We start from the raw sequence: 20,358 nt of genomic DNA, 5'->3' as shown, positions 1-20,358 counted from the left end.
CGCCGATAAATGTGGTTGCAATATAAAACCAGTCACTCTAGGGTACAACTGGTTTCAAAAAGCAACCACAAATCCCGGAGCCGATCATGGAATCTGAAGCACCGCTCACCTCCCATGCCCTGGACACTGCCACACACCTGCCCGGCGCGGTGGTGCTGCTGTTCGCCTTTGCCTGCGGGCTGTCGGTGGGCAATGTCTACTACGCCCAGCCGCTGCTGGACGCCATGGCCGAGACCTTTGCCATGGACCCTGCCAGCGTCGGCATCGTGATCAGCCTGACCCAGATCGGCTATGGACTGGGCCTGCTGTTGCTGGTCCCCCTCGGCGACCTGTTCAACCGCCGACGTCTGATCGTCGGGCAGATGCTGCTTTCGGTGGTGGCGCTGCTGGTCACTGCCCTGGCCCCCAGCAGTGCCTGGCTGCTGATCGGGTTGGCCGGCGTCGGCTTGCTGGCCGTGGTGACCCAGGTGCTAGTGGCCTACGCCACCCATCTGGCAGCACCGGGTGAGCGCGGCCAGGTGGTCGGGACAGTCACCAGTGGCATCGTGGTCGGCCTGCTGCTGGCCCGCAGTGTGGCCGGCGGCATGGCCGACCTGGCCGGCTGGCGCTCGGTCTATGGGTTGTCCGGTGCCCTGACGCTGTTAATGGCGGGCCTGCTGTGGCGGGCCCTGCCGCGGGTCGAGCCGCCCCGGCCACGGCAGGCGTATGGGGCGCTGATCGTTTCGGTCTTCACGCTGTTCAAGGAGGAAAAGGTCCTGCGGGATCGGGCTGTGCTGGCGATGCTGATCTTTGCTGCCGGGACTGTGCTGTGGACACCGCTGGTGTTGCCCCTGAGCGCCCCGCCGCTGTCGCTGTCCCATACCGAGATAGGCCTGTTCGGCCTGGCCGGAGCCGCCAGCGCCCTGGGCGCCGCCCGGGCCGGACAACTGGCGGATCGCGGCTGGGCGCAGTGGACCAGCGGCGGCGCCTTGTTGCTGATGCTGTTGTCCTGGCTGCCGATTGCCTTTACCCAATCGTCGCTGTGGGCCTTGCTGCTGGGAGTGATTGCCCTGGACCTGGGCTTGCAGGCGGTGCATGTCACCAGCCAGACGCTGATCTATAGCGTCAGGCCGCAGGCGCAAAGCCGGCTGGCGGCGGGTTATATGGTGTTTTATTCAGTGGGTAGCGCGGCGGGGTCGATCGGGGCGACGGCGATGTATGCCTGGGCAGGTTGGTTGGGGGTTTGTCTGTTGGGGGCGGGCCTCAATACGCTGGCGTTGGGGTATTGGGGGTGGTCGCTGAGGGTGGTGAAAAACCATTGAATCAGTGGTGCCGGGACGGACGCCTTCGCGGGCAAGCCCTGCTCCTACAGGATCGAGTCGTACCGAAATCTTGCGTACACCCGGAACTTGTAGGAGCAGGGCTTGCCCGCGAAGAGGCCCTCCCGAACAACCAATGACTTCAATCCTTGCCGCGCACCATGCTTTCCAACACCCCATCCCGACGAATCCAGCCATGGAACAGCGCCGCGGCCAGGTGCACCAACACCGTCAGGAACAACAGATATGCCAGGTACCCATGGGCCTTGCGCAAAAAGGCAAAAGTCGTCGGATTGGCCGACATGATCGCCGGCAATTGCAGCGAACTGCTCAGCATCACCGGATCCCCCGCCGCCGAAATCATTGCCCAACCCAGCAGCGGCAATACCAGCATCAACGCATACAGCAACACATGGGACAGCTTCGCCGCCAGCGCCTGCCAGCCCGGCAAGTCTTTCGGCAACGGCGGTTGGCGGGTACTGAAACGCACCAGCAGGCGCACCACCACCAGCAGCAGAATCGCAATCCCCAGCGGCTTGTGCAGGTGCAGCAACCATTCATGCCGCTCGGACACCGAGGCCACCATGCCAGCACCGATAAACAGCATCGCCAGGATCATCAGTGCCATCAACCAATGCAGCAGGCGCGCCAGGGGCGCGAAGTGATTCGAAGGGGCGCTCATGGGCGGGACTCCTGTGACGAATGGGCGGCAGGCAGGGAGCCGACCTCACTGGTGCGACGCAGATAGGAACTGGCATAGGCCGCCGAACGCGCCGCCAACAGGGGATCGGCCGAAGCCTCGATACCGCTCGGCAGGATCAGCGGGTCGTAGTTGATATCGCGGCAATCGCCGTCGTCCTGGGGCTGGGTGCTTTCCAGCACCAGGGTGCCGGCGTTGAGCACCTTGTGTTCGCCGGTCCATTGCCGACTGGCATCGTCCGTCGGATCGCCGGGATTGGCCAGGGTCAGGCGCAATTGCCATTTCAGCGGGCCTGCCGCCAGGCGCTGGGCCAGGTCCTTGGCGAGAAAGTCGGCACCGTCCGGCGCCGTCGCCCCCGCGGCATCCTGGCTCAACGGCACCAGTCCCCAGCGCACGGCCTGGCGCCGGCCGGCCGCGTCGACCAGATAGAAGGCATTCAAACCGTTATAGCTTTCGGTGGCATAGCTGGCCGACGGCTTGGCGGTCTTGACCCATTGCAGGAATGGCGCGGTTTCCGGGTGGCTGGCGAAGAACGCCGCCATGGCCGCCGGGTTCGGCTTGCCGGTGCTCGGATCGGGCGAGGCCGCCTTGAGTTGCTGGAAAAATGCCTCGGGGGTGCCCACCGGAAACACCGGCATGCTGTTCATCCCGGTGCGCCATTGCTGGCCGTTGGCCTGGGTGAAGCGCAAACCGAGGCTGCGAATCGGTACGCTGCTGTCCGGCGCGTAAGGGTTACCGCTGGGCAAGGCGAAGCGTCCTTCCACCGGCACGCTGCCTTCGCGGAAGACCTGGGCGGTGGAATAGGCACGGGCGGCATCGCTGCTTTCAAAATACCCGGCCACACACACGCCCTTGGCATGATTACGCCTGAAGCCGGCATGCAGGCCGTTGTTTTTCTCGAAGGTATTGACGATCCGTCCGGGGGTCAGGCGCGCCGGATCGAGCCGACCGTTGACATAGGCAAAGGCCCCGACCAGGACGGCGAGCACGGCGGCGATGCCCGCCAGGCGCAAGACCTTGCTCGAACCGCTGAGGGGCGGTGGTGTGTGATCTACCATGAAAAAACTCCAGGGCCTCAGGCGGCCACAGGGTGAAGGAGCTATAAGACGAAGGCCGTCCCGGTTTATTCCAGGCGCCCCGATTTATTTTTCGAATATTTATTTTCCGGCCGTTGGAATAACCTTCGAGGCCAGGCGTCTTGCTAGTCCAAGCGTAGTGACTGGTTAAAAACCCGCAGGATTCCATGAACGATCTCGATGAGCAGTTACGTGAATTGATCCCGCGAATGCGGCGTTTCGCCGTGTCGTTGACGCGCAATCCCAGCAGCGCCGACGACCTGGTCCAGGCCAGCCTGGAGCGCGCCCTGTCCAGTTGGGGCGACAAGCGTGCCGAGGGCGACCTGCGAGCCTGGCTGTTCTCGATCCTGTATCGCCAATTCATCGACGCCCACCGTCGCGGCAAGCGTTATGCGCGGATGCTCGAGTTCTTTACCGGCCGCGACGATGCCCAGCCCTCGGTGGAACGCACGGTGGTGGCCCAGTCGACCCTGGAAGCCTTCGAGCTGCTGCCCACCGAACAACGGGCCTTGTTGCTCTGGGTCTCGGTGGAAGGTTTGAGTTATAAGGAGGTCGCCGAGATTCTCGACGTCCCCACCGGCACCGTGATGTCGCGTCTGTCCCGCGCCCGCCAGGCCCTGCGTCAGCTCAGCGAAGGCGAAATCACCAGCCCCTCCCTGCGGATATTGAAATGATCACTATTCCTCCAAGCGAACGCGACCTGCACGCCTACGTCGATCATCAGCTCAGCGATGCCGACCGGCAGTTGCTGGAGACGTACCTGGCGAGCCACCCGGAACTGGCCGAACAGGTCCGCGACTGGCAGCGTGATGCCCAGCACCTGCGCGCGGCCCTGGGCGGTGCCTTGCAGATGCCGGCGAACCCGGCGCTGGATCCGAGCGTGATTCGCCGACGCCTGCGTGGTCAGTCCCGCCGGCACCTGGCCAGTGCCGCGGTGCTGCTGATTGCCGTGAGCATCGGCGGTATCAGCGGCTGGCAGGCCCGGCAGATGACTTTCCCACAGCCTGCGCCAATGGCCGATGCGGTGCAGGCCTATCGCATGTTCGCTACCCAGGACATCCTCCCGGCGGACTTCAAGGTCGAGCAGAGCGGCGACCTGCAAGGCTGGCTCGACCGTTACTTCACCCAGGCCAACCGCTTGCCGAACTTGCAGAACGCCGGGTTCAAGCCGGTCAGTGCACGTTTGCTGAGCACCGAGCAGGGCGCGGCGGCGATGGTGCTGTATGAGAACCCGCAAGGGCAGCGGATCAGCTACTACGTACGGCCGCCGGGACCACAGAATCATCTGCTGGACCGCGGTGGGCGGAGGGATGGCGAGCTGCGGGCCGAGTACTGGTCCGGCAGCGGCTACAACTATGCGATGGTGGCTCCGGCGGACAGTCCGGCGGCGCAGCTGTTGCAGCAGACCACGCGGTTCTAGGTCAGGCCAAACCCACTATTTTGCAGTACCAAATATCTGCGACGGCCGCCGCAACAACGGATCAAACGGATTGATCCGTGGCCCGATCGCCGCGGCCTCGCGCTTGAGCAACTCCACCACCGTCGGCAGGCGATCCGGTCCCAGGCGGTCGCTGATGGTGGCCACGCTCAACGCCGCCACCGCCCGGCCCTCGCGATCCAGGATCGGTACCGCCACCCCGGCCATGCCCTGCAGCACCCCGGTATTGCGACCGGCATACCCGAGCTTGCGCACATTCTCCACTTCCGAACGCAGCAGCACTTCGTCATACAGATGGAAATCCCGCAGTCGCGGCAGGTTGTAGCGGATCACCGTTTCCCGCTCCTCCTCCGGCAGGAAGGCGAGAATCGCCAAACTGCCCTGCCCCACCCCCAGGGCCACGCGCCCACCGATATCGCCGGTAAAGGTGCGGATCGGAAACGGTCCTTCGCTACGGTCCAGGCAGATCGCATCGAAGCCGCTACGGGCCAGGAGGAACAACGAGTCCCCCAGCGATGCCGACAAACGCAATAACGCCGGCCGCACCAGTTCACGCAGATTGCCGGTCTGCCCGGCCCGGGCCGCCAGGGCAAAAAAATCCAGGCTCAGGCGATAACGTTTGCTGCGCCCATCCTGCTCGACCATGCCCTCGTCCACCAGGCTGCGCAGCAACCGATGCGTGGTCGGCTGGGACAAACCGACCCGTTCGGCCAACTGGGTCACCCGTTCACCACCCTCCGGCGTCTCCCCCAGGCTGCGCAATACGGCAAACAGCCGAGACACCGCGCTGACACCGACTTCACTTTTCTTATCATTCCGCTCAGTGGAATCCATTATTACTTTTCCCATCTGAAAATTTATTCAATGAATGAAAGTGAAAATAATCATTCTTTCAGTGAAATTCACTCTTTCGCACATCCTAGGCTTCGTCCTACTCTGCGTCCACAAGGGGCGATTCGAACAACACCGGTAGCCGACACAGGTCGAGCACCACGCACCCCGGCAATACCCTTTCGTCTCTGCCCATGACAAAAAAGTGCGCCCCCGGCGTACACAACAACACACAGGTGGAACGCAGTTATGGCCTTTCTACGACTTGAAGGCGTGTGCAAGCGTTATGGCGAGATCGAAGCCGTAGTCGCCACGCATCTCTCGGTGGACAAGGGCGAGTTCGTCTCGCTGCTCGGTCCCTCCGGTTGCGGCAAGACCACGACCCTGCAAATGATCGCCGGCTTCGTCGAGGTCAGCGCCGGCGCGATCCTTCTCGACAACCGCGATATCACCCACGCCAAGCCCAGCAGTCGCGGCCTCGGTGTGGTGTTCCAGAGCTACGCGCTGTTTCCCCATATGAGTGTCGAGGACAACGTCGCCTTCGGCCTGCACATGCGCAAGGTACCGGCCGCCGAAGTGCGCAAGCGGGTGGCGACGGTGTTGCAGCTGGTGCGCCTGCACCAGCACGCCGAGCGTTATCCGCGCGAGCTGTCCGGCGGCCAGCGCCAGCGGGTCGCCCTGGCCCGGGCCCTGGTGATCGAACCACCGGTGCTGTTGCTCGACGAACCGCTGTCCAACCTCGACGCCAATCTGCGCGAAGAGATGCAGTTCGAGATTCGCCGCATCCAGCGCGAAGTCGGTATCACCACCCTGATGGTCACCCACGACCAGGCCGAAGCGCTGTCCATCAGCGACCGCGTGGTGGTAATGCAGGCCGGGCGCATCACCCAGATCGACGAACCCTACAAACTCTACGAACACCCGCGCACGCGCTTTATTTCCGGCTTCGTCGGCAAGGCCAACCTGCTACCGGGAGACCGCGATGCCAGTGGTTGCCCGCAAGTGCGGCAACTGCCGGGCGAAGGCGAATTGACCCTGAGCCTGCGCCCGGAAAAGATCGACCTGCTGGCCGCGGGTAGCGGACGTCTGCCCGGCAAAATCCTCAGCCGGTTCTTTCTCGGCAGCCAGTGGCTGTACCGGATCGACACCGCCATCGGCGAGATCACGGTGGTGCGCCGCAATGACGGTTCGGCACCGCTGAACGAAGGCACGGCGGTGGGCCTGGATTGGCCGGCCGAGCTGCTGCGGGTGCTGGAGCACGGCGAGGTGCCGGCATGAAGCTGCTCGTGCGGATGCGCCAGGGGCGCCGTGGCTACCTGTTGTCGGCGCCGGCCCTGCTGCTCTACCTCGGCCTGCTGCTCCTGCCGCTGGGCCTGACCGCCGTGCTGTCGTTCAACGTCTTCGATTACCAGACCGGGGTCAAAAACCACGCCTACACCCTGGAACACTACAACCTGCTGTTCAGCGATCCGTACTTCTATGAAATCTTCCTGCGGACCTTCTGGATCAGCGGCCTGACCACCCTGCTCTGCGTGCTGATCGGGGTGCCCGAAGCCTACATCCTCAGCCGCATGGGCACGCCCTGGCGCTCGATCTTCCTGATCCTGATCCTTACCCCGTTGCTGATTTCGGTGGTGGTTCGGGCTTTCGGCTGGAGCCTGTTGCTGGGTGCCGACGGCCTGGTCAACCAGGGCCTGCAAGCCTTCGGCCTGGCGCCGATGAAGCTGCTCTACACGCCGTTCGCGGTGGTGATCGCCCTGGTCCACGTGATGTTGCCGTTCATGATCATTCCGGTCTGGACCTCGCTGCAAAAGCTCGATCCGGCCGCCGAACAGGCCGCGCTGTCCCTCGGCGCCAGCCACACCACGGTGATGCGCCTGGTGGTGTTGCCGCAGGTCATGCCCGGGGTGTTGTCCGGCACGTTGATCGTGTTCGGTCTGTCCGCCAGTTCCTTCGCGATTCCCGGCCTGCTCGGCGGACGCCGGCTGAAGATGGTCGCGACCCTGGTCTACGACCAGTACCTCTCGGAACTCAACTGGCCGATGGGCGCGGCGATTGCCGTGGTGCTGTTGCTGCTCAACCTGCTGATCATGCTGTCGTGGAACCGGATGATCGAGCGTCGCTACAAAAAATCCCTGGGGGCCGCGTAAATGTCCAGAAACGGCCCGTTGGCCCTGCTGTTCCATAGCCTGATCGTGGTGTTCATGATGGCGCCGCTGGTGGTGGTGTGCCTGGTGGCCTTCACCCCGGAAAACACCCTGAGCCTGCCGACCACGCACTTTTCGCTGCGCTGGTTCCGCGCGGTGTTCGAACGCGCGGATTTTGTCCAGGCGTTCTACAACAGCCTGATCCTGGCCTTCAGCGCCGCCAGCCTGGCGACCCTGATCGCGGTCCCGGCGGCCCTGGCGATGACCCGTCATCAGTTTCCCGGGCGGGACTTTCTCAATGGCCTGTTTCTCTCGCCGATCATCATCCCGCACCTGGTGCTCGGGGTCGCCTTGTTGCGCCTGTTCGCCCTGATGGGGGTCAACGGCAGCTTCGCCTGGTTGATCGCCGCCCATGTGCTGGTGATCACGCCTTACGTACTGCGCCTGGTACTGGCCGCCGCCATTGGCATGGACCGCAGCGCCGAGCAGGCCGCCGAGTCCCTCGGGGCCGGGCGCTTCACGCTGTTCCGCCAGATCACCCTGCCGATGATCCTGCCCGGCGTGGCCGGCGGTTGGCTGCTGGCGTTCATCAACAGCTTCGACGAAGTGACGCTGTCGATCTTCGTCACCTCCCCCTCGACCCAGACCCTGCCGGTGCGCATGTACGTCTACGCCACCGAATCCATCGATCCGATGATGGCGGCGGTCTCGGCCCTGGTGATCGCGCTGACCGCGCTGACGATGATTCTGCTCGACCGGGTCTATGGCCTGGACCGGGTACTGGTAGGCAAACAATGAGGCCGACATGGCGCTGCTGACACGACTGGCCGAAGGCGATCGCCCGGCCCTGGACTTTACCCTCGACGGCGAACCGGCCAGCGGTCTGCAGGGCGATACCCTGCTGACCGCGCTGCTGACCGCCGGTGAATTTCTGCGCCACAGCGATTTCAGCGGCGAGCCCCGTGCCGGGTTCTGCCTGATGGGCGCCTGCCAGGATTGCTGGGTCAGGCTGGCCGACGGGCGCCGGGTGCGCGCCTGTTCGACGATGCTCGAAGCCGGGCAGCAGGTGAGTCGGGAAGGGAGAAAGCCAGCATGACGGGCATGTCGACAAAAGGTCGCGGCATTTTTTCGAGCGGACGGCGGATTGAGCATGTCTGAGATCGTTATCGTCGGCGCCGGACCGGCCGGTATTCGTGCCGCGCAAACCCTGGTTGCCCATGGCCTGCGCCCCTGCCTGCTGGATGAAGCCGCACGCGGCGGCGGGCAGATCTATCGGCGTCAACCGGAGAATTTCCGCCGTTCGCCGGTGAAACTCTATGGGTTCGAAGCCCGCAAGGCGGTGGCGATTCACCAGACCCTGGACCATCTGCGCGAACAACTCGACTACCGTCCCGACACCCTGGTGTGGAACGCCGAAGACGGCGCCCTCGACACCTTGCAGCAAGGCCGTGCCGGGCGCCTGGACTACTCGAAGGTGATCGTCGCCACCGGCGCCACCGACCGGGTGTTACCGATTCCTGGCTGGACCTTGCCCGGTGCCTACAGTCTCGGTGCCGCGCAGATTGCCCTGAAATACCAGGGCTGTGCCATCGGCCAACGGGTGGTGTTCGCCGGCAGCGGACCGCTGCTGTACCTGGTGGCCTACCAGTACGCCAAGGCCGGGGCCAAGGTGGTCGCGGTGCTCGACAGCACGCCGTTCAGCGCCCAGTGCCGCGCCCTGCCCGGTCTGCTCAGGCAGCCGCTGACCCTCGCCAAGGGCCTGTATTACCGCGGTTGGCTGACGGCCCACGGTATCCCGGTCCATCAGGACGCCCATCTGCAACAGATTGACGGCGAACAACGCGTGCAGTCGTTGCGCTGGCGCCAGGGCGAGCTCCTGCGCTCGCTTGACTGCGACGCACTGGCCTTCGCCCACGGGCTGCGCAGCGAAACCCAATTGGCCGATCTGCTCGGCTGCCGTTTCGCCTGGAACCCCTTGAACCGCGCCTGGCTGCCGGAACGCGATAGCGCCGGGCGTAGCAGTGTGGCGGGTGTTTACCTGGCCGGTGATGGCGCTGGAATCATGGGTGCCGATGCGGCGGAAATGGCCGGCGAGCGGGCTGCCCTGGCGCTGCTGGAAGACCTGGGACGCGCTGTCGATCCACAGCGGACAGCGTTTTTGGAAACTCGCCTGCAACGTATCGACGGCTTCCGCCAAGGCTTGGAACAGGCCTTCCCCTTCCCCGAGCACTGGGCGGCGAACGTCCCTGACACGCTGATGCTGTGCCGCTGCGAGGAAGTCAGCGTCGGCGAGGTGCGCGCGGTGGTCCGCGAAGGCCACTGGGAAATCAATCGGGTCAAGGCCCATTGCCGGGTCGGCATGGGCCGCTGCCAGGGCCGGATCTGCGGCGCGGCGACAGCGGAAATCATTGCCTGTGAAAGCGGCCTGGCCCTGGACAGTATTGGCCGTCTGCGGGCCCAGGCACCGATCAAGCCGCTGCCGTTCGGCGTGGAGGTCGCACCATGATCGAAGTCGACGTAGTGATTCTCGGCGGCGGCATTGTCGGTGCTTCGGCGGCCCTGGCCCTGAGTCGCCAAGGCCGCAGCGTGGCGCTGCTGGAGCGGGACTTCTGCGGCTCGCATTCCAGCGGTGTGAACTACGGCGGCGTGCGCCGCCAGGGGCGGCCGTTGTCGCAGTTGCCGCTGTCCCAACGTGCCCACGGGATCTGGGCCCGCCTGCCTGAGTTGATCGGCATCGACGGTGAATACCAACGCTCCGGGCATCTCAAGCTGGCCCGCAGCCTCGACGATCTGGCCGCCCTGCAAGCCTATGCAGACAGCAGCCAGGGCTTCGGGCTTGACCTGCAAGTGCTTGACCGCGAACAGTTGCACCGACGTTTTCCCTGGGTCGGCCAGGTCGCCGAGGGCGCGTCCTTCTGCCCCGACGATGGTCATGCCAACCCCCGGCTGGTCTCCCCGGCGTTTGCCCGGGCCGCCCGTCTGCTCGGCGCGACGGTGCTGGAACAGAGCGAAGTGACCCAGGTCGAGCACGACGGCCGAGGTTTTCTCCTGCGCACGCAAAAGGGCCTCGAAGTCCGCGCGCCCTGGCTGCTCAATTGCGCCGGTGCCTGGGCCGGCAGCCTCGCCGCGCAGTTCGGAGAAGCGGTGCCGATGCACTCCGGCCATCCGGCGATGCTGGTGACCGAGCCCCTGCCCCTGGTGATGGACGCCAGCACCGGTGTCGAGGGCGGCGGTATCTATGCCCGCCAGGTCAGTCGCGGCAACTGCGTATTGGGTGGCGGCCAGGGTTTTGCCCTGGACCACGCCCGTGCCCGGCCGGGACAAAGCGCCGTGCTGGAGATTCTGCGCCAGGCCGTCGAGCTCTATCCGTTTCTGCAAGGGGCCCAGGCGATTCGCACCTGGAGCGGCACCGAAGGCTACCTGCCCGACCGCCAGCCGGTGATCGGCCCGAGCAGTATCCAACCCGGCCTGCTGCACGCCTTCGGTTTTGCCGGGGCGGGCTTCCAGATCGCTCCGGCGGTGGGCGAAGTCCTCGCCGAACTGGTGTGCCAGGGCCAGTCGTCGACACCGATAGAAGCTTTTTCCATTACCCGTTTCCACGCCACTCCCGCCGCTTGAGCGGGCCGTCAGAACCCAGAGGAAGATCGCGCCATGAAGAAGACTCAACGCAATGCCCTGATCGGTTTGTCCTGCCTGCCTCTCATGGCCCTGCTGGGCGCCGCGCCGGCCCAGGCCGAGCCCACGCTGTACCTGGGCATGAACGGCGGGACCATGGAACGCTTGTACACCGACGAGGTGCTGCCGCCCTTCGAAAAGGCCAATCACGTCAAGGTAGTCATTGTGCCGGGCACCTCCGCCGACATCCTCGCCAAGGTCCAGGCGAGCAAGGACAATCCGCAGTTGCACGTGATCTTCCTCGATGACGGGATCATGTACCGGGCGATCTCCATGGGCCTGTGCAGCAAGCTCGAAGACAGCCCGACCCTGGCGCAGATCCCGGCCAAGGGCCGGATCAAGGACCAGGCCGTGGCGGTCAGCCTGGGGGTGACCGGGCTGGCCTACAACACGCGGCTGTTCAAGGCAAAAGGCTGGGCCGCGCCGACCTCGTGGATGGACATGGCGGACAGCAAGTACAAGGACAAGCTGGTGTTCCAGTCGATGTCGTCCTCGACCTTCGGCCTGCACGGTTTCCTGATGTTCAACCGGCTCCAGGGCGGCAGCGAGACCAATGTCGAACCGGGTTTCAAGGCCTGGCCGAACAGCGTGGGGCGTAATGTGCTGGAGTACATCCCGAGTTCGGCCAAGCTTTCGGAGATGGTCCAGACCGATGAAGCGGCACTGTTCCCGCTGACCCCGACCCAGGTTACCGCGCTCAAGCTCAAGGGCATCCCGGTGGAGTACGCGCAACCCAAGGAAGGCGCGGTGGTGCTGAACGTCGCCGAATGTGCGATCGCCAACAACACTGAGCCGGCGTTGGCGCAGAAACTCGCCGAGTTCCTCCTGACTCCCGAGGCCCAGGCGGCGGCGCTGGAAGATGGCGACCAGATCCCGTCCAACCCCAACACCCCGACCACCGACAAGACCCGCGGCCAGGTCGAGGCCATGAAAAAATACCTGGACACCGCGGTGGCCATCGACTGGGATCAGGTCAACCTGCTGCGGCCTGAGTGGAACGCGCGCTGGAACCGCAGTATCGAGCGCTAGAAACTTCCTTCAAAAACCCACATCCAGAATCACGTTGTCGGTGTAGATTCCTGCCGGCGGCGTGGTCTGGTCGGTGTAGACCCTGGCGTTGTAGTTGAACACCTGGCTCCCCGTGCCCAGGCCGTTACCCGGATTGATCTCGGCATCGGTGCTGGAACGGCGGGCCGTGCTGACGCTGCCCCAGACCGTGGTCCCGGCACTTTTGAAGATGTCGTAGGAAAGGAAGTTGCCTCCCGAAACCATCCGCCGGCGCCCGCCGCTGGCATTCTGGCCCGGGTCCAGACCGACCGTGTAAGGGCTGCCCTTGGTGCAGGACACGTTGATGGTCTGGCTGACCGGGCTGAAGGCGCTGACCACCGGAAAACCACCAAAGCTGATATTCGGCGCCGTCACCGTGCAGTCGTTGTTGACGGTCATATTGACTGTGAGGCTGGCCGTCGCCGAGTTGGTGTCACGCCCCAGACAGATACCCAGCGCGCCAATCCCGGCGCAGTAGTTCCAGTCCCAGAAGATACTCAAGGTCTCGGTGTAGATCCCCGCCGCGACGTTGCTGCCGATCACCGTATTGACATAGAGCGGCACGGTCTTCGGTGTGCTGCCACCGAGCAGGCCAAGGGCATCGATGATGCCGTTGCGGGCAAAGTCATAAGCCGTGCCCCGGTTGACCAGATAGGCGGCACCGGTGTTGTTGGTCGCATAAATGTTGTAGCTGATGATATCCCCGGTCGGGCCGACCATGCCGGCAGTGGACGAAGTGACCGTGGCATAGAAGTGATCGTTCAAGGTCAACAGGGTCAGCAGCGAACCGGTGCAGCGCAACCCGGCGTTGGTGGTGGACGAGGCTTGCGCGGTGGTGCGGACCAGGATCGAGCTCACCGCGCCGAAGCCGATCGCGTTGGTCCCGATCACCGAACACAATGCCTGGGCCTGGGACCCCAGCCCACTCAACAGCGCACCCAACACCACACACCTCATCCTCACCCGACACCTCCTGTGCCTATCGACAAACCAGCGGACCGATCATCGGTACCTGCTCGGTGGAATCTTCCATGGCGAACTGCACCCGACAGCGGCTGCCGTCAGCCAGGGTCACCTGCAAGCTGTTCTGCTTCGCCAGGTTCTCCAGGTAGACCAGGCCGTCCCAGCCCACCACCGCCCTGGCCCCAGTCTGCTCGTGGAGCACATTGGCCCCCAACGGCAATGGCGCGTTCCGCACATCCACCAGCTCAATGCTCGCGGCAATGATCCGGTTCAACGGGAACGCCAGCAGGTAGCCACTGCCCCGGCGGACAGCCACGCGCTGCTCGACATTCGGACTCTGGACGTTGGCCGGCAGGTTCAGCGGATCGATCTCGTATTTGCCGCGATAGTAGCCACTGCTCCCGGTCACCAGCAGCTTCCCGGACTGGTCGGTCGCCCCCACCAGCTGGTTTTCGTAGCGCACCGGAACATTCGGGTAACCCTTGGTGCTGACCACCACGAAAGCATCGTCGATGCGGTTGGCGGCGAACACCTGCTTGTCCATCCACACTAGCGAACCGCTGGCGTCGGCCCAGCGGGTTTCGGCGTCGCTGCCGCCATACATGCCGGCTTGCAACTGCACCGATTGCAGGCGCCAGGTCAGGTCGGCCTGGCGATAGTCCGGGCCCTGGCCGTGGGCATAGCCGAGGTTGTAGCCCCCCCCCCCTGGGTCGGTACCGCGCGGCTGAAGTTGACCCGCTCGCGGCTCTCGCCGGTCTTGCTGCGCTCGACACTCATGCTCAGGCTGCCGCCGAGGTCGAAAGGAATGACCACCTGGGCCTGGACCGCCCAGTGGCTGTCGCCGATTTCGCGGTTGGCCGACAGGTAGAAGCTGCTGTTGCCCCACAGCGGGCGGTTCCAGGTCAGGTTGAGCAGGCGGGTGCGAGTATCGTCGGCGGCACGGATATCGAAATAACCGGCCCCCAGGCTGCCCCAGCGGTCGAGGTTGAGGCTGGCGGTGACCTGTTCGCTGCGTTTGCTCAGGCTGATAGTGGGCGTGTCGATCAGCGTCAGGTCGGCGTATTGATCGTGCCGCTCGATCCGTTGGTAGGACAGGCCGTAGCGCTGGCTGCTGTACTGGTAGCCGAGGCTCACCTGCTGACCCTGGCGCCCGGCGTAACGGCTCTGGCTGATGGCGCTGTTGAGCACCCCCAGGTTGCCCAGGCGCAGGTTGCCGCCGATCCCGCCGAGGGTCAGGTCGCTGGCCGCCTCGGCATGGCTTTCCAGGGTGAAACTGTCGCTCAGGCCATAACGCAGGCTGCCGGAGGTCACGCCCGGGCCATAGCCGAAATCGCGCAAGGCATAATCGCGGCGCAGGTTACCGGCGGTCACCGCAAAGTCCGCCATGCCCTTTTGCAGCAGGGCGCTGGTGACATAGAACGGCACGGTAGTGGACACCTGCCGCCCCAGGGCATCGGTGGTCACCACCACCGCCTCGCCCGCGCCGTTGATAAACGGAATATTGGTCAGGGTGTAGGGACCGGGCTGCACATTGTTGCTGGACGATTTGAAACCGTTGATAAACAGGTCCACCGAGGACGGCACCGCCGCCTCGCCGGCGAACTGCGGCAAGGGATAGGTCACCAGGTCCGGGCGTACGCTGAAGTCCCGCGACAGTTGCACCCCGCCCAGGCGCACCGAGTTGCTCCAGGGCAAGGCACTGCTGACCACGTCACCGGCCTCATAGGTCAACAGGCGCTCGTCGTCGGAATAACGCCAGGTGGTGTCGTAGCGCAGATAACCGTTGTTCAACCCGCTGCTCGCGCTCGCGCCGATACTGCGGCGGTACTGCCCGGTGTTGGAGACGGTGCCCCAGGTGTCGAACACCCGCACTTCGTTCCAGGCGGCCAGGTAGGTGCCGGAATCGTCGGTGTCGTTGAGGTACAGGTCATAGTTGAGCAACGCGCCGAAGCTGGTCAGCGCCTGGGTCCGCGGGTAGGCCTGACGGTTGCCGAGCAATTGCGCCGGCAACCAGTCCGGCGGCACGCTCAATAACAGGCGCTGGCCCTGGCTGTCGTATTCGCTGTGCAGGCCTGGCAGTTGGTCGAGGGCCACTTCGGCGGCCACCGACGCCGGCAACTTCATGCCGAGCGCCTGCAGCTCAAAAGCCGGCAGAAACAACTGGCCCGCCCGCTGATCGACCACGACGACCTTGCCGGTGTCCATCTGGTTGACCAGCAACTCAAGGTACAATTGCGCATCGGGTATCGCCTCCAGGCTGGTGGGCGGGGGTGGCAGCTCACCGGCAGCCGCCCTGGGGATGAACACCAGCCAGCAGCACCCCGTCGCGAGCCATGGCAGACATTGGATATAACGAGCCCACACTCAGCTCACTCCCTGTTCTTCACTGATCCGCCTTGACGCTCTGGGCCTGCGACGCACCGTTGACCCGCAGCAGCAACTCCTGGCCACCGGCCAATGGTTCCGGCAGCGGCCAACGCATGGTTGCGCCCGGCAACACATAGCCCATCAGCCCCTCGGCTACCGGCCGGGTCTGGCCGCCCTGCTTGACCGCCACATCGGTCAGTCGCGCATGCACCGCACCGCGGTTGCGAATCTCGAGATAGGAACGCCCGCCCTGGCTCACCTTGCGCCAGCTCAGGTCCGCGACCCCGGCACCTTTCGGATCGCGCGGGCGCGTCAGGTCCGGCTTGCTCCAGAGTCCCGCGCCGTAGGCGAACAAGGGCACCGAGTAACGCATCTGGAACTGGATCGCCGCCGCCGTCTTGCCGTCCGCCTCGGGCCCGTTCGACGCCTTCGCCACCGGGATCTCGTCGATGATGATGCGATAGGCCTGCTCCTGCCCCGGCGGCACGTCCCGGGTGCGGGTCAGGCGTACCAGCTGTTTCTGCCCCGGCTCGATCCGCGCCACCGGCGGGCTGCCGATCACATCCCGCTGGTTCTGGTACTGGTCGTCGAAGCCGCTCTGGCTCCAGGCGAATACCCGGACCTGCAGGTTGGCGGTTTCATTGCCGCGATTCTCCAGCCATAGCGCACTGGCCTGTTGATCGGCCTCCAGTACCGGATCGATCGGCCAGATCAGGACCGAGCTTGCCGCCTGGACCCTGCTCGCAACCAGCAAGACCATGGCCAGCAGTCCGTAACGCACGGCCTGCCAGCGCCGGGAGGGTGAACACATAGACAAACTCCTTGTTGCTGCAATTTAAACGCCCCCTACCAGGACAGCTGTACCTGCAGCACATCGCTGTAGGTCCCCGCTGGCTGATTACCCGGTAAAACCATCCGGCCGTAGATCGGCAGGCTGATGTTGTTCGCGTTGCTGTAGGCCACGCTGATGCTCTGGCTGATGCCCAGGCTCTGGCTCAGGCCGGCGTCGCTGAACAGTTGATAAGCCACCTGGGCGCTGCCGCTGTTGAGCTTCAGATGCCGGCCGCTGCTGTTGTTCTGTCCGCCGTCGACGCTCATGTGCAGGGTCACCCCCGGCGTGCATTGCAATTGCACCCCGCCGGCCAACGCGGCCGACACCGTACTGGTGGACAACGCCGAGTAGCTGCCGTAGTTCAGGTTGCCGTAGTTGGCCCCCCCACCCACCACCAGGCAACCGGCGACAATGCTCGCGCTGACCTGGAAGCTGACACTGGTTACCGCCGCCAGCGGCAGCGGCAGGCTGCTCGCGCAGGCCAGCAGCACGACGGCGCATCCATGCCCGGCCATCGCACTCAGAAGCTCAGCTGTACGGCAATGGTGTCGGTATAGGTCCCCGCCGGCAGCCCGGGCTTGCCCACCGCCCGGCCCCACAGATTGATGGTCTGGGCAGCGCCGGTGCTGGCCGCCAGGGGAATCACCCCGGTGCTGGTCAGGAGGTTGTTGTAGCCGGAGTCGGTGTAGAGATCGTAGGGCACGAAGTTCGCCACCCCGTCGTACAGGGCCCGGCTGCCACCCGGGGACTGGCCGTCATGCAGGCCGCCCTGGACGGTCACCGTGGGCGTGGTCCCGGATGAGCACTGGATCGACACCGCGCCGCCGCCGGCGGCCACCAGTTGCGTGCCGGTATTGGTGAACAGGCTGGTGGTGGTGCCGAAATTCAACGAGCCGAAGTTCAGGTTGGTGCTGCCGGCTGCGCCGTTGACCAGGCAACTGCTGGTCAGGATCAGGCTCGAGCTGATCTGGCCGGTAACCGTGGTGGCGGCGTTGGCGCTGGCTATCAGCGTCAGGCCGAACAATGGCAAACCGAGTCGCGATACGAGTTGCATGATGCTTTCCTCTGTTGAGTTACCAGTCCAACGTGATCGTCAGGATGTCGCTGTAGATACCTTCCGGCAGTGCGGTGGTATTCGCGACCACGGCGCCATAGACCGGAATCGGTACCTGGGTGCCGTTGCCCACCGCGAAATTGCGTTGCTGACCGATGCTGTAGGTGTCGGTGCCGCCGGCATCGATGAACAGTCGGTAGGGAATGGTTTGCAGGCCATTGCTCAGGTGACGGGAGAGACCGTCGCCATTGCTGCCTCCGTCAATGGTCACGATGAAACCGGTGACCTGGGAATTGCAGGTCACCTGGAGATTGCTGCTGTTGCCTTGCAGGTTGGCGTTGAGGGGGCGGGCCCAAGTCGGTCCCTGGCTGCCGAAGTCCAACCGGGCCGCCATGCTCGCGCTGATGGGAGTGGCGTGGCTCACCTCACAGGCAGCAGAAATAACCAGCCGGGCCTGGATTTGCCCGGTGATCGCCGCGTGGGCGCTGTCGGACAGAAAGAACAAGGTGCCAACAGCAATCAATGCGTGGTTGCCAGACTTCATATGCCGATCCTAATTCCATCAGGATTGAACCTACTGGCCACCCACCCTGGGCGGCGTTCCCTTGCCCGCCGGATCCACCGGCAGGTCCTGCATGAACGGTGTTACCAGGTGACGGTCACCTTCACCACATCGGTATAACGGCTGACGCGCGGGATTTGGGCCAGAGGCCCGATTCGCCCATACAACGGCAATTCAACGGAGCCACTCTCGGGCACGCTGCCACTGACGGGCTGATTGACCGGCAATGCAAAACGTCGCGCCGGATCACGGTAGAGTCGATAAGGAATGGTGCTGTCGGGATCACTGCCGGCCAGGTAGCGGACATCGCCGACACCGCCATGCAGGCCGCCGTCGATGCGCATTTGATAAGGGGTGTCGGGATTGCATTCCAGGCGCGGCAGACGCTGATTCGACAACGCGGCCCCCTGCGCCCCCGACGGGCCGTCGAGACGGGCGATATCGCCGAAATCCAGTACGCCGAGTTGCTCGATGCCAGCCTCAAGGGTCACGCCGACCAACTGGCAACCACGCTGCACATTGACGCGCACCTCCACCTGGAGTTGCGCGGCCAACACTGGCACAGAGCACAGTGTGCTAAAGATGGCCAAAACCATAGATCCATTCACGGCCTCAATCCTTTTGAGGGATGGCTTGCTAAAGTCAGGTTAGCAGTGAAGGAAAATGCGTCCAGCAATGTAAGACATTTAGTAATAATTAGTAGGTATTTTCCTTGCTTATAATGGCATATTTACCCATATTTCCGCTGGAAAATCCTTTATTAACCGCATGATCCTGTCTTCCGGCAACGTTAAAAAGCCGCTATCGAGCATCACGCTGCAGGTGCCAACACGCCGCATCGTCATGACGCGGTGAGCAGGCCAGCGTCACGCTCAGGGTATCGCTGCAGGTGCCGGCTGGCAGGGCACCGTCAGGTTGCCGTTGCTGCTGTGCAACTGGGCATTCTTCAGGGCGATGTGCAAACAGGGGCCTGGTATTCGCCTGCGCCGGACGGCAGGTTTGCAGGGCCCGGAACAAGGGACAATGCCAAAACCATAGAGCTTTCCAAGACCTCATTCCTTTTGGCTTCTGGATGGAGGTTGCCTTGGTTGACACGTCACGGTAAAACTTGAACGTGGTTAAAGATTAATCAATACGGCGATATGCCTTCCGCCTTTTCTGATGTTTCTGACCAATAAACCCGATCTGGACTGTCATGCAAGGGGATCTTCTCCGTTGGCCGCTCTGCCCCCCCATCGCCCTGGCGTGAAATCCCGTTGGCCAGCCTTGCGCCGCTTTTTCGGCAAGGCTTTCGCCGGCAAGGGCAGCGCCACACCGCTGTCCCACGACGTGCACGAGTATTTCCGACGCAAGGCCAACCATCAGGGCTACACCCTGAGCCTGAGCCAGCAGCGGGTCATCGAACGCATGGCGCAGCAGGCCAGCGCGCTGCTCTACAGTGCGCACCAGGGCCGCCAACGCAGCCTGTACCTGCACGGCGCGGTCGGACGTGGCAAGAGCTGGTTGCTGGACGGTTTTTTCCAGGCCGTGCCGATTGCCGATAAGCAGCGGGTGCACTTCCACAATTTCTTTACCCACCTGCACCAGGGCATGTTCCTCCACCGGGAAACCCCCGATGCCCTGGGCCGGACCCTCGATGAGCTGCTCAAAGACTGCCGGCTGCTGTGCTTCGACGAGTTCCATGTCCATGACATCGGCGATGCCATGCTCATCAATCGGCTGTTCAAGGCCCTGTTCCAACGTGGCGTGCTGCTGTTGGTGACCTCCAACTACCCGCCCGAAGGCCTGTTGCCCAACCCGCTCTATCACGCCCGCTTCAAGCCGGTAATCGACCTGATCAACGCCCGCATGGAGGTCATGGAGGTCGGAGGTCCCCATGACTACCGAAGCCAACCGCGCAGCCATAGCCAACAGCAATTCACCCAGGGCCAGTACGTCTGGCCGGGCACTGCGAAACAACGCCAGGCCTTGCTATTGCCGCAGCGCCAGGCTCCGGCCTTTGCCCTGCAGGTCGGCGCCCGGCAACTGAAAGCGCGTCTGTGTAGCGAACGCACCGTGCGTTTCGAGTTCACCGACCTCTGCGACCAGCCCACCGCCGTGATGGACTACCTGGAACTGTGCCGACGCTTCGACACCTGGATCGTCGATGAACTGCCCAGCCTGGAAGACTGTTCGATCGCGGCCCAGCAGCGTTTTATCAACCTGATCGACGTGCTGTACGACCAGGACAAACGCCTGCTGCTGATCGGCGAACGGCCGCTGCGCGACAGCCTGGGCGGTAATGCCATCGACCTGGCACGGACCCGCAGCCGCCTGGGGCAACTGGTCGAAGTCGGACCCGAGTCCCTCAACCAGGGCTGACACCCAC

General features: G+C 64.0%; 20 protein-coding genes and 1 pseudogene. 11 read left to right on the top strand and 10 right to left on the bottom strand.

Features of this window, described 5'->3' with window-relative positions; translation table 11 throughout:
• Positions 1 to 86 precede the first annotated feature (86 nt).
• A complete protein-coding gene (locus M5B42_RS01700) occupies positions 87 to 1,301 on the top strand; it encodes an MFS transporter (RefSeq protein ID WP_248744841.1) in 1,215 nt (404 codons plus the stop codon).
• A 139-nt stretch (positions 1,302 to 1,440) separates the two neighbouring features.
• Here M5B42_RS01700 and M5B42_RS01695 read toward each other — a convergent pair whose 3' ends face one another.
• Together M5B42_RS01695 and M5B42_RS01690 are read right to left on the bottom strand one after the other, a co-directional pair.
• Positions 1,441 to 1,980, bottom strand: coding sequence for a cytochrome b (locus M5B42_RS01695; RefSeq protein WP_103497857.1), 540 nt, complete (start codon positions 1,978 to 1,980; stop codon positions 1,441 to 1,443).
• Entirely contained in the window at positions 1,977 to 3,056 is a 1,080-nt protein-coding gene (locus M5B42_RS01690) for a catalase family peroxidase (protein ID WP_248744840.1), read from the bottom strand. The genes M5B42_RS01695 and M5B42_RS01690 overlap by 4 nt, the downstream gene beginning before the upstream one ends.
• Positions 3,057 to 3,241: 185 nt before the next feature.
• Here M5B42_RS01690 and M5B42_RS01685 point away from each other — a divergent pair, with 185 nt between their 5' ends.
• Together M5B42_RS01685 and M5B42_RS01680 are read left to right on the top strand one after the other, a co-directional pair.
• Positions 3,242 to 3,748 (top strand): sigma-70 family RNA polymerase sigma factor, encoded by a 507-nt coding sequence (locus M5B42_RS01685; protein WP_152737351.1) that lies wholly within the window; start codon positions 3,242 to 3,244, stop codon positions 3,746 to 3,748.
• Positions 3,745 to 4,494, top strand: coding sequence for an anti-sigma factor (locus M5B42_RS01680; RefSeq protein ID WP_248744839.1), 750 nt, complete (start codon positions 3,745 to 3,747; stop codon positions 4,492 to 4,494). The genes M5B42_RS01685 and M5B42_RS01680 overlap by 4 nt, the downstream gene beginning before the upstream one ends.
• Positions 4,495 to 4,509: 15 nt before the next feature.
• Here the strand turns inward: M5B42_RS01680 and M5B42_RS01675 are convergent, their stop codons facing one another.
• Positions 4,510 to 5,349 carry an IclR family transcriptional regulator gene (locus M5B42_RS01675; protein WP_248745007.1) on the bottom strand — a complete coding sequence of 280 codons (840 nt, stop codon included), beginning with the start codon at positions 5,347 to 5,349 and terminating at the stop codon, positions 4,510 to 4,512.
• Positions 5,350 to 5,592: 243 nt separating this feature from the next.
• On the opposite strand from M5B42_RS01675, the gene M5B42_RS01670 reads away from it, so the two are divergent.
• The 7 genes from M5B42_RS01670 to M5B42_RS01640 are packed head-to-tail and all read left to right on the top strand — an operon-like array spanning position 5,593 to position 12,194.
• Positions 5,593 to 6,621: an ABC transporter ATP-binding protein gene (locus M5B42_RS01670; protein ID WP_248744838.1), complete on the top strand. Its 1,029-nt coding sequence runs from the start codon at positions 5,593 to 5,595 to the stop codon at positions 6,619 to 6,621.
• Positions 6,618 to 7,493, top strand: coding sequence for an ABC transporter permease (locus M5B42_RS01665; RefSeq protein ID WP_248744837.1), 876 nt, complete (start codon positions 6,618 to 6,620; stop codon positions 7,491 to 7,493). The genes M5B42_RS01670 and M5B42_RS01665 overlap by 4 nt, the downstream gene beginning before the upstream one ends.
• Positions 7,494 to 8,288 (top strand): ABC transporter permease, encoded by a 795-nt coding sequence (locus tag M5B42_RS01660; RefSeq protein ID WP_100942727.1) that lies wholly within the window; start codon positions 7,494 to 7,496, stop codon positions 8,286 to 8,288.
• Between the two features lie 7 nt (positions 8,289 to 8,295).
• Entirely contained in the window at positions 8,296 to 8,586 is a 291-nt protein-coding gene (locus M5B42_RS01655; protein ID WP_177144746.1) for a (2Fe-2S)-binding protein, read from the top strand.
• A gap of 54 nt (positions 8,587 to 8,640) precedes the next feature.
• On the top strand, positions 8,641 to 9,996 hold the full coding sequence (locus M5B42_RS01650; protein WP_248744836.1) for an FAD/NAD(P)-binding oxidoreductase: 1,356 nt from the start codon (positions 8,641 to 8,643) through the stop codon (positions 9,994 to 9,996).
• The gene (locus tag M5B42_RS01645; protein ID WP_248744835.1) at positions 9,993 to 11,108 is read left to right on the top strand and encodes an FAD-dependent oxidoreductase; all 1,116 of its coding nucleotides are present in this window, start codon (positions 9,993 to 9,995) and stop codon (positions 11,106 to 11,108) included. Before M5B42_RS01650 ends, M5B42_RS01645 begins: the two co-directional genes overlap by 4 nt.
• Positions 11,109 to 11,141: 33 nt before the next feature.
• A complete protein-coding gene (locus M5B42_RS01640) occupies positions 11,142 to 12,194 on the top strand; it encodes an ABC transporter substrate-binding protein (RefSeq protein ID WP_103497838.1) in 1,053 nt (350 codons plus the stop codon).
• 9 nt (positions 12,195 to 12,203) lie between these two features.
• On the opposite strand, the gene M5B42_RS01635 is transcribed toward M5B42_RS01640, so the two are convergent.
• The 7 genes and pseudogenes from M5B42_RS01635 to M5B42_RS01605 all read right to left on the bottom strand — a co-directional run bounded on the left by M5B42_RS01635 (position 12,204) and on the right by M5B42_RS01605 (position 18,586).
• Positions 12,204 to 13,169: a spore coat U domain-containing protein gene (locus M5B42_RS01635; protein WP_248745006.1), complete on the bottom strand. Its 966-nt coding sequence runs from the start codon at positions 13,167 to 13,169 to the stop codon at positions 12,204 to 12,206.
• Between the two features lie 22 nt (positions 13,170 to 13,191).
• Positions 13,192 to 15,515 (bottom strand): annotated as a pseudogene (locus M5B42_RS01630) (fimbria/pilus outer membrane usher protein).
• Positions 15,516 to 15,558: 43 nt separating this feature from the next.
• Positions 15,559 to 16,353 carry a molecular chaperone gene (locus M5B42_RS01625; RefSeq protein ID WP_248744834.1) on the bottom strand — a complete coding sequence of 265 codons (795 nt, stop codon included), beginning with the start codon at positions 16,351 to 16,353 and terminating at the stop codon, positions 15,559 to 15,561.
• A gap of 35 nt (positions 16,354 to 16,388) precedes the next feature.
• Positions 16,389 to 16,889, bottom strand: a complete 501-nt coding sequence (locus M5B42_RS01620) for a spore coat U domain-containing protein (RefSeq protein WP_248744833.1) — start codon at positions 16,887 to 16,889, stop codon at positions 16,389 to 16,391.
• A gap of 5 nt (positions 16,890 to 16,894) precedes the next feature.
• Positions 16,895 to 17,428 (bottom strand): spore coat protein U domain-containing protein, encoded by a 534-nt coding sequence (locus tag M5B42_RS01615; RefSeq protein ID WP_248744832.1) that lies wholly within the window; start codon positions 17,426 to 17,428, stop codon positions 16,895 to 16,897.
• A gap of 19 nt (positions 17,429 to 17,447) precedes the next feature.
• Complete coding sequence (locus M5B42_RS01610; protein ID WP_248744831.1) at positions 17,448 to 17,972, bottom strand: spore coat U domain-containing protein; 525 nt, start codon at positions 17,970 to 17,972, stop codon at positions 17,448 to 17,450.
• Between the two features lie 101 nt (positions 17,973 to 18,073).
• Positions 18,074 to 18,586: a spore coat U domain-containing protein gene (locus tag M5B42_RS01605; RefSeq protein WP_248745005.1), complete on the bottom strand. Its 513-nt coding sequence runs from the start codon at positions 18,584 to 18,586 to the stop codon at positions 18,074 to 18,076.
• A gap of 619 nt (positions 18,587 to 19,205) precedes the next feature.
• Here M5B42_RS01605 and zapE point away from each other — a divergent pair.
• Complete coding sequence (gene zapE / locus M5B42_RS01600; RefSeq protein WP_248744830.1) at positions 19,206 to 20,351, top strand: cell division protein ZapE; 1,146 nt, start codon at positions 19,206 to 19,208, stop codon at positions 20,349 to 20,351.
• Positions 20,352 to 20,358 lie beyond the last annotated feature (7 nt).

The sequence above is a fragment of the Pseudomonas sp. MWU12-2037 genome (assembly GCF_023242345.1).
GTDB lineage: Bacteria > Pseudomonadota > Gammaproteobacteria > Pseudomonadales > Pseudomonadaceae > Aquipseudomonas > Aquipseudomonas gingeri_D.
This window is presented reverse-complemented; position numbering and strand designations above follow the sequence as displayed.

Coding starts and splice junctions, on each gene's coding strand:
- M5B42_RS01700 (WP_248744841.1), top strand. CDS start 87: ATGGAATCTGAAGCACCGCTCACCTCCCATGCCCTGGACACTGCCACA.
- M5B42_RS01695 (WP_103497857.1), bottom strand. CDS start 1,980: ATGAGCGCCCCTTCGAATCACTTCGCGCCCCTGGCGCGCCTGCTGCAT.
- M5B42_RS01690 (WP_248744840.1), bottom strand. CDS start 3,056: ATGGTAGATCACACACCACCGCCCCTCAGCGGTTCGAGCAAGGTCTTG.
- M5B42_RS01685 (WP_152737351.1), top strand. CDS start 3,242: ATGAACGATCTCGATGAGCAGTTACGTGAATTGATCCCGCGAATGCGG.
- M5B42_RS01680 (WP_248744839.1), top strand. CDS start 3,745: ATGATCACTATTCCTCCAAGCGAACGCGACCTGCACGCCTACGTCGAT.
- M5B42_RS01670 (WP_248744838.1), top strand. CDS start 5,593: ATGGCCTTTCTACGACTTGAAGGCGTGTGCAAGCGTTATGGCGAGATC.
- M5B42_RS01665 (WP_248744837.1), top strand. CDS start 6,618: ATGAAGCTGCTCGTGCGGATGCGCCAGGGGCGCCGTGGCTACCTGTTG.
- M5B42_RS01660 (WP_100942727.1), top strand. CDS start 7,494: ATGTCCAGAAACGGCCCGTTGGCCCTGCTGTTCCATAGCCTGATCGTG.
- M5B42_RS01655 (WP_177144746.1), top strand. CDS start 8,296: ATGGCGCTGCTGACACGACTGGCCGAAGGCGATCGCCCGGCCCTGGAC.
- M5B42_RS01650 (WP_248744836.1), top strand. CDS start 8,641: ATGTCTGAGATCGTTATCGTCGGCGCCGGACCGGCCGGTATTCGTGCC.
- M5B42_RS01645 (WP_248744835.1), top strand. CDS start 9,993: ATGATCGAAGTCGACGTAGTGATTCTCGGCGGCGGCATTGTCGGTGCT.
- M5B42_RS01640 (WP_103497838.1), top strand. CDS start 11,142: ATGAAGAAGACTCAACGCAATGCCCTGATCGGTTTGTCCTGCCTGCCT.
- M5B42_RS01635 (WP_248745006.1), bottom strand. CDS start 13,169: ATGAGGTGTGTGGTGTTGGGTGCGCTGTTGAGTGGGCTGGGGTCCCAG.
- M5B42_RS01625 (WP_248744834.1), bottom strand. CDS start 16,353: ATGTGTTCACCCTCCCGGCGCTGGCAGGCCGTGCGTTACGGACTGCTG.
- M5B42_RS01620 (WP_248744833.1), bottom strand. CDS start 16,889: ATGGCCGGGCATGGATGCGCCGTCGTGCTGCTGGCCTGCGCGAGCAGC.
- M5B42_RS01615 (WP_248744832.1), bottom strand. CDS start 17,428: ATGCAACTCGTATCGCGACTCGGTTTGCCATTGTTCGGCCTGACGCTG.
- M5B42_RS01610 (WP_248744831.1), bottom strand. CDS start 17,972: ATGAAGTCTGGCAACCACGCATTGATTGCTGTTGGCACCTTGTTCTTT.
- M5B42_RS01605 (WP_248745005.1), bottom strand. CDS start 18,586: ATGGTTTTGGCCATCTTTAGCACACTGTGCTCTGTGCCAGTGTTGGCC.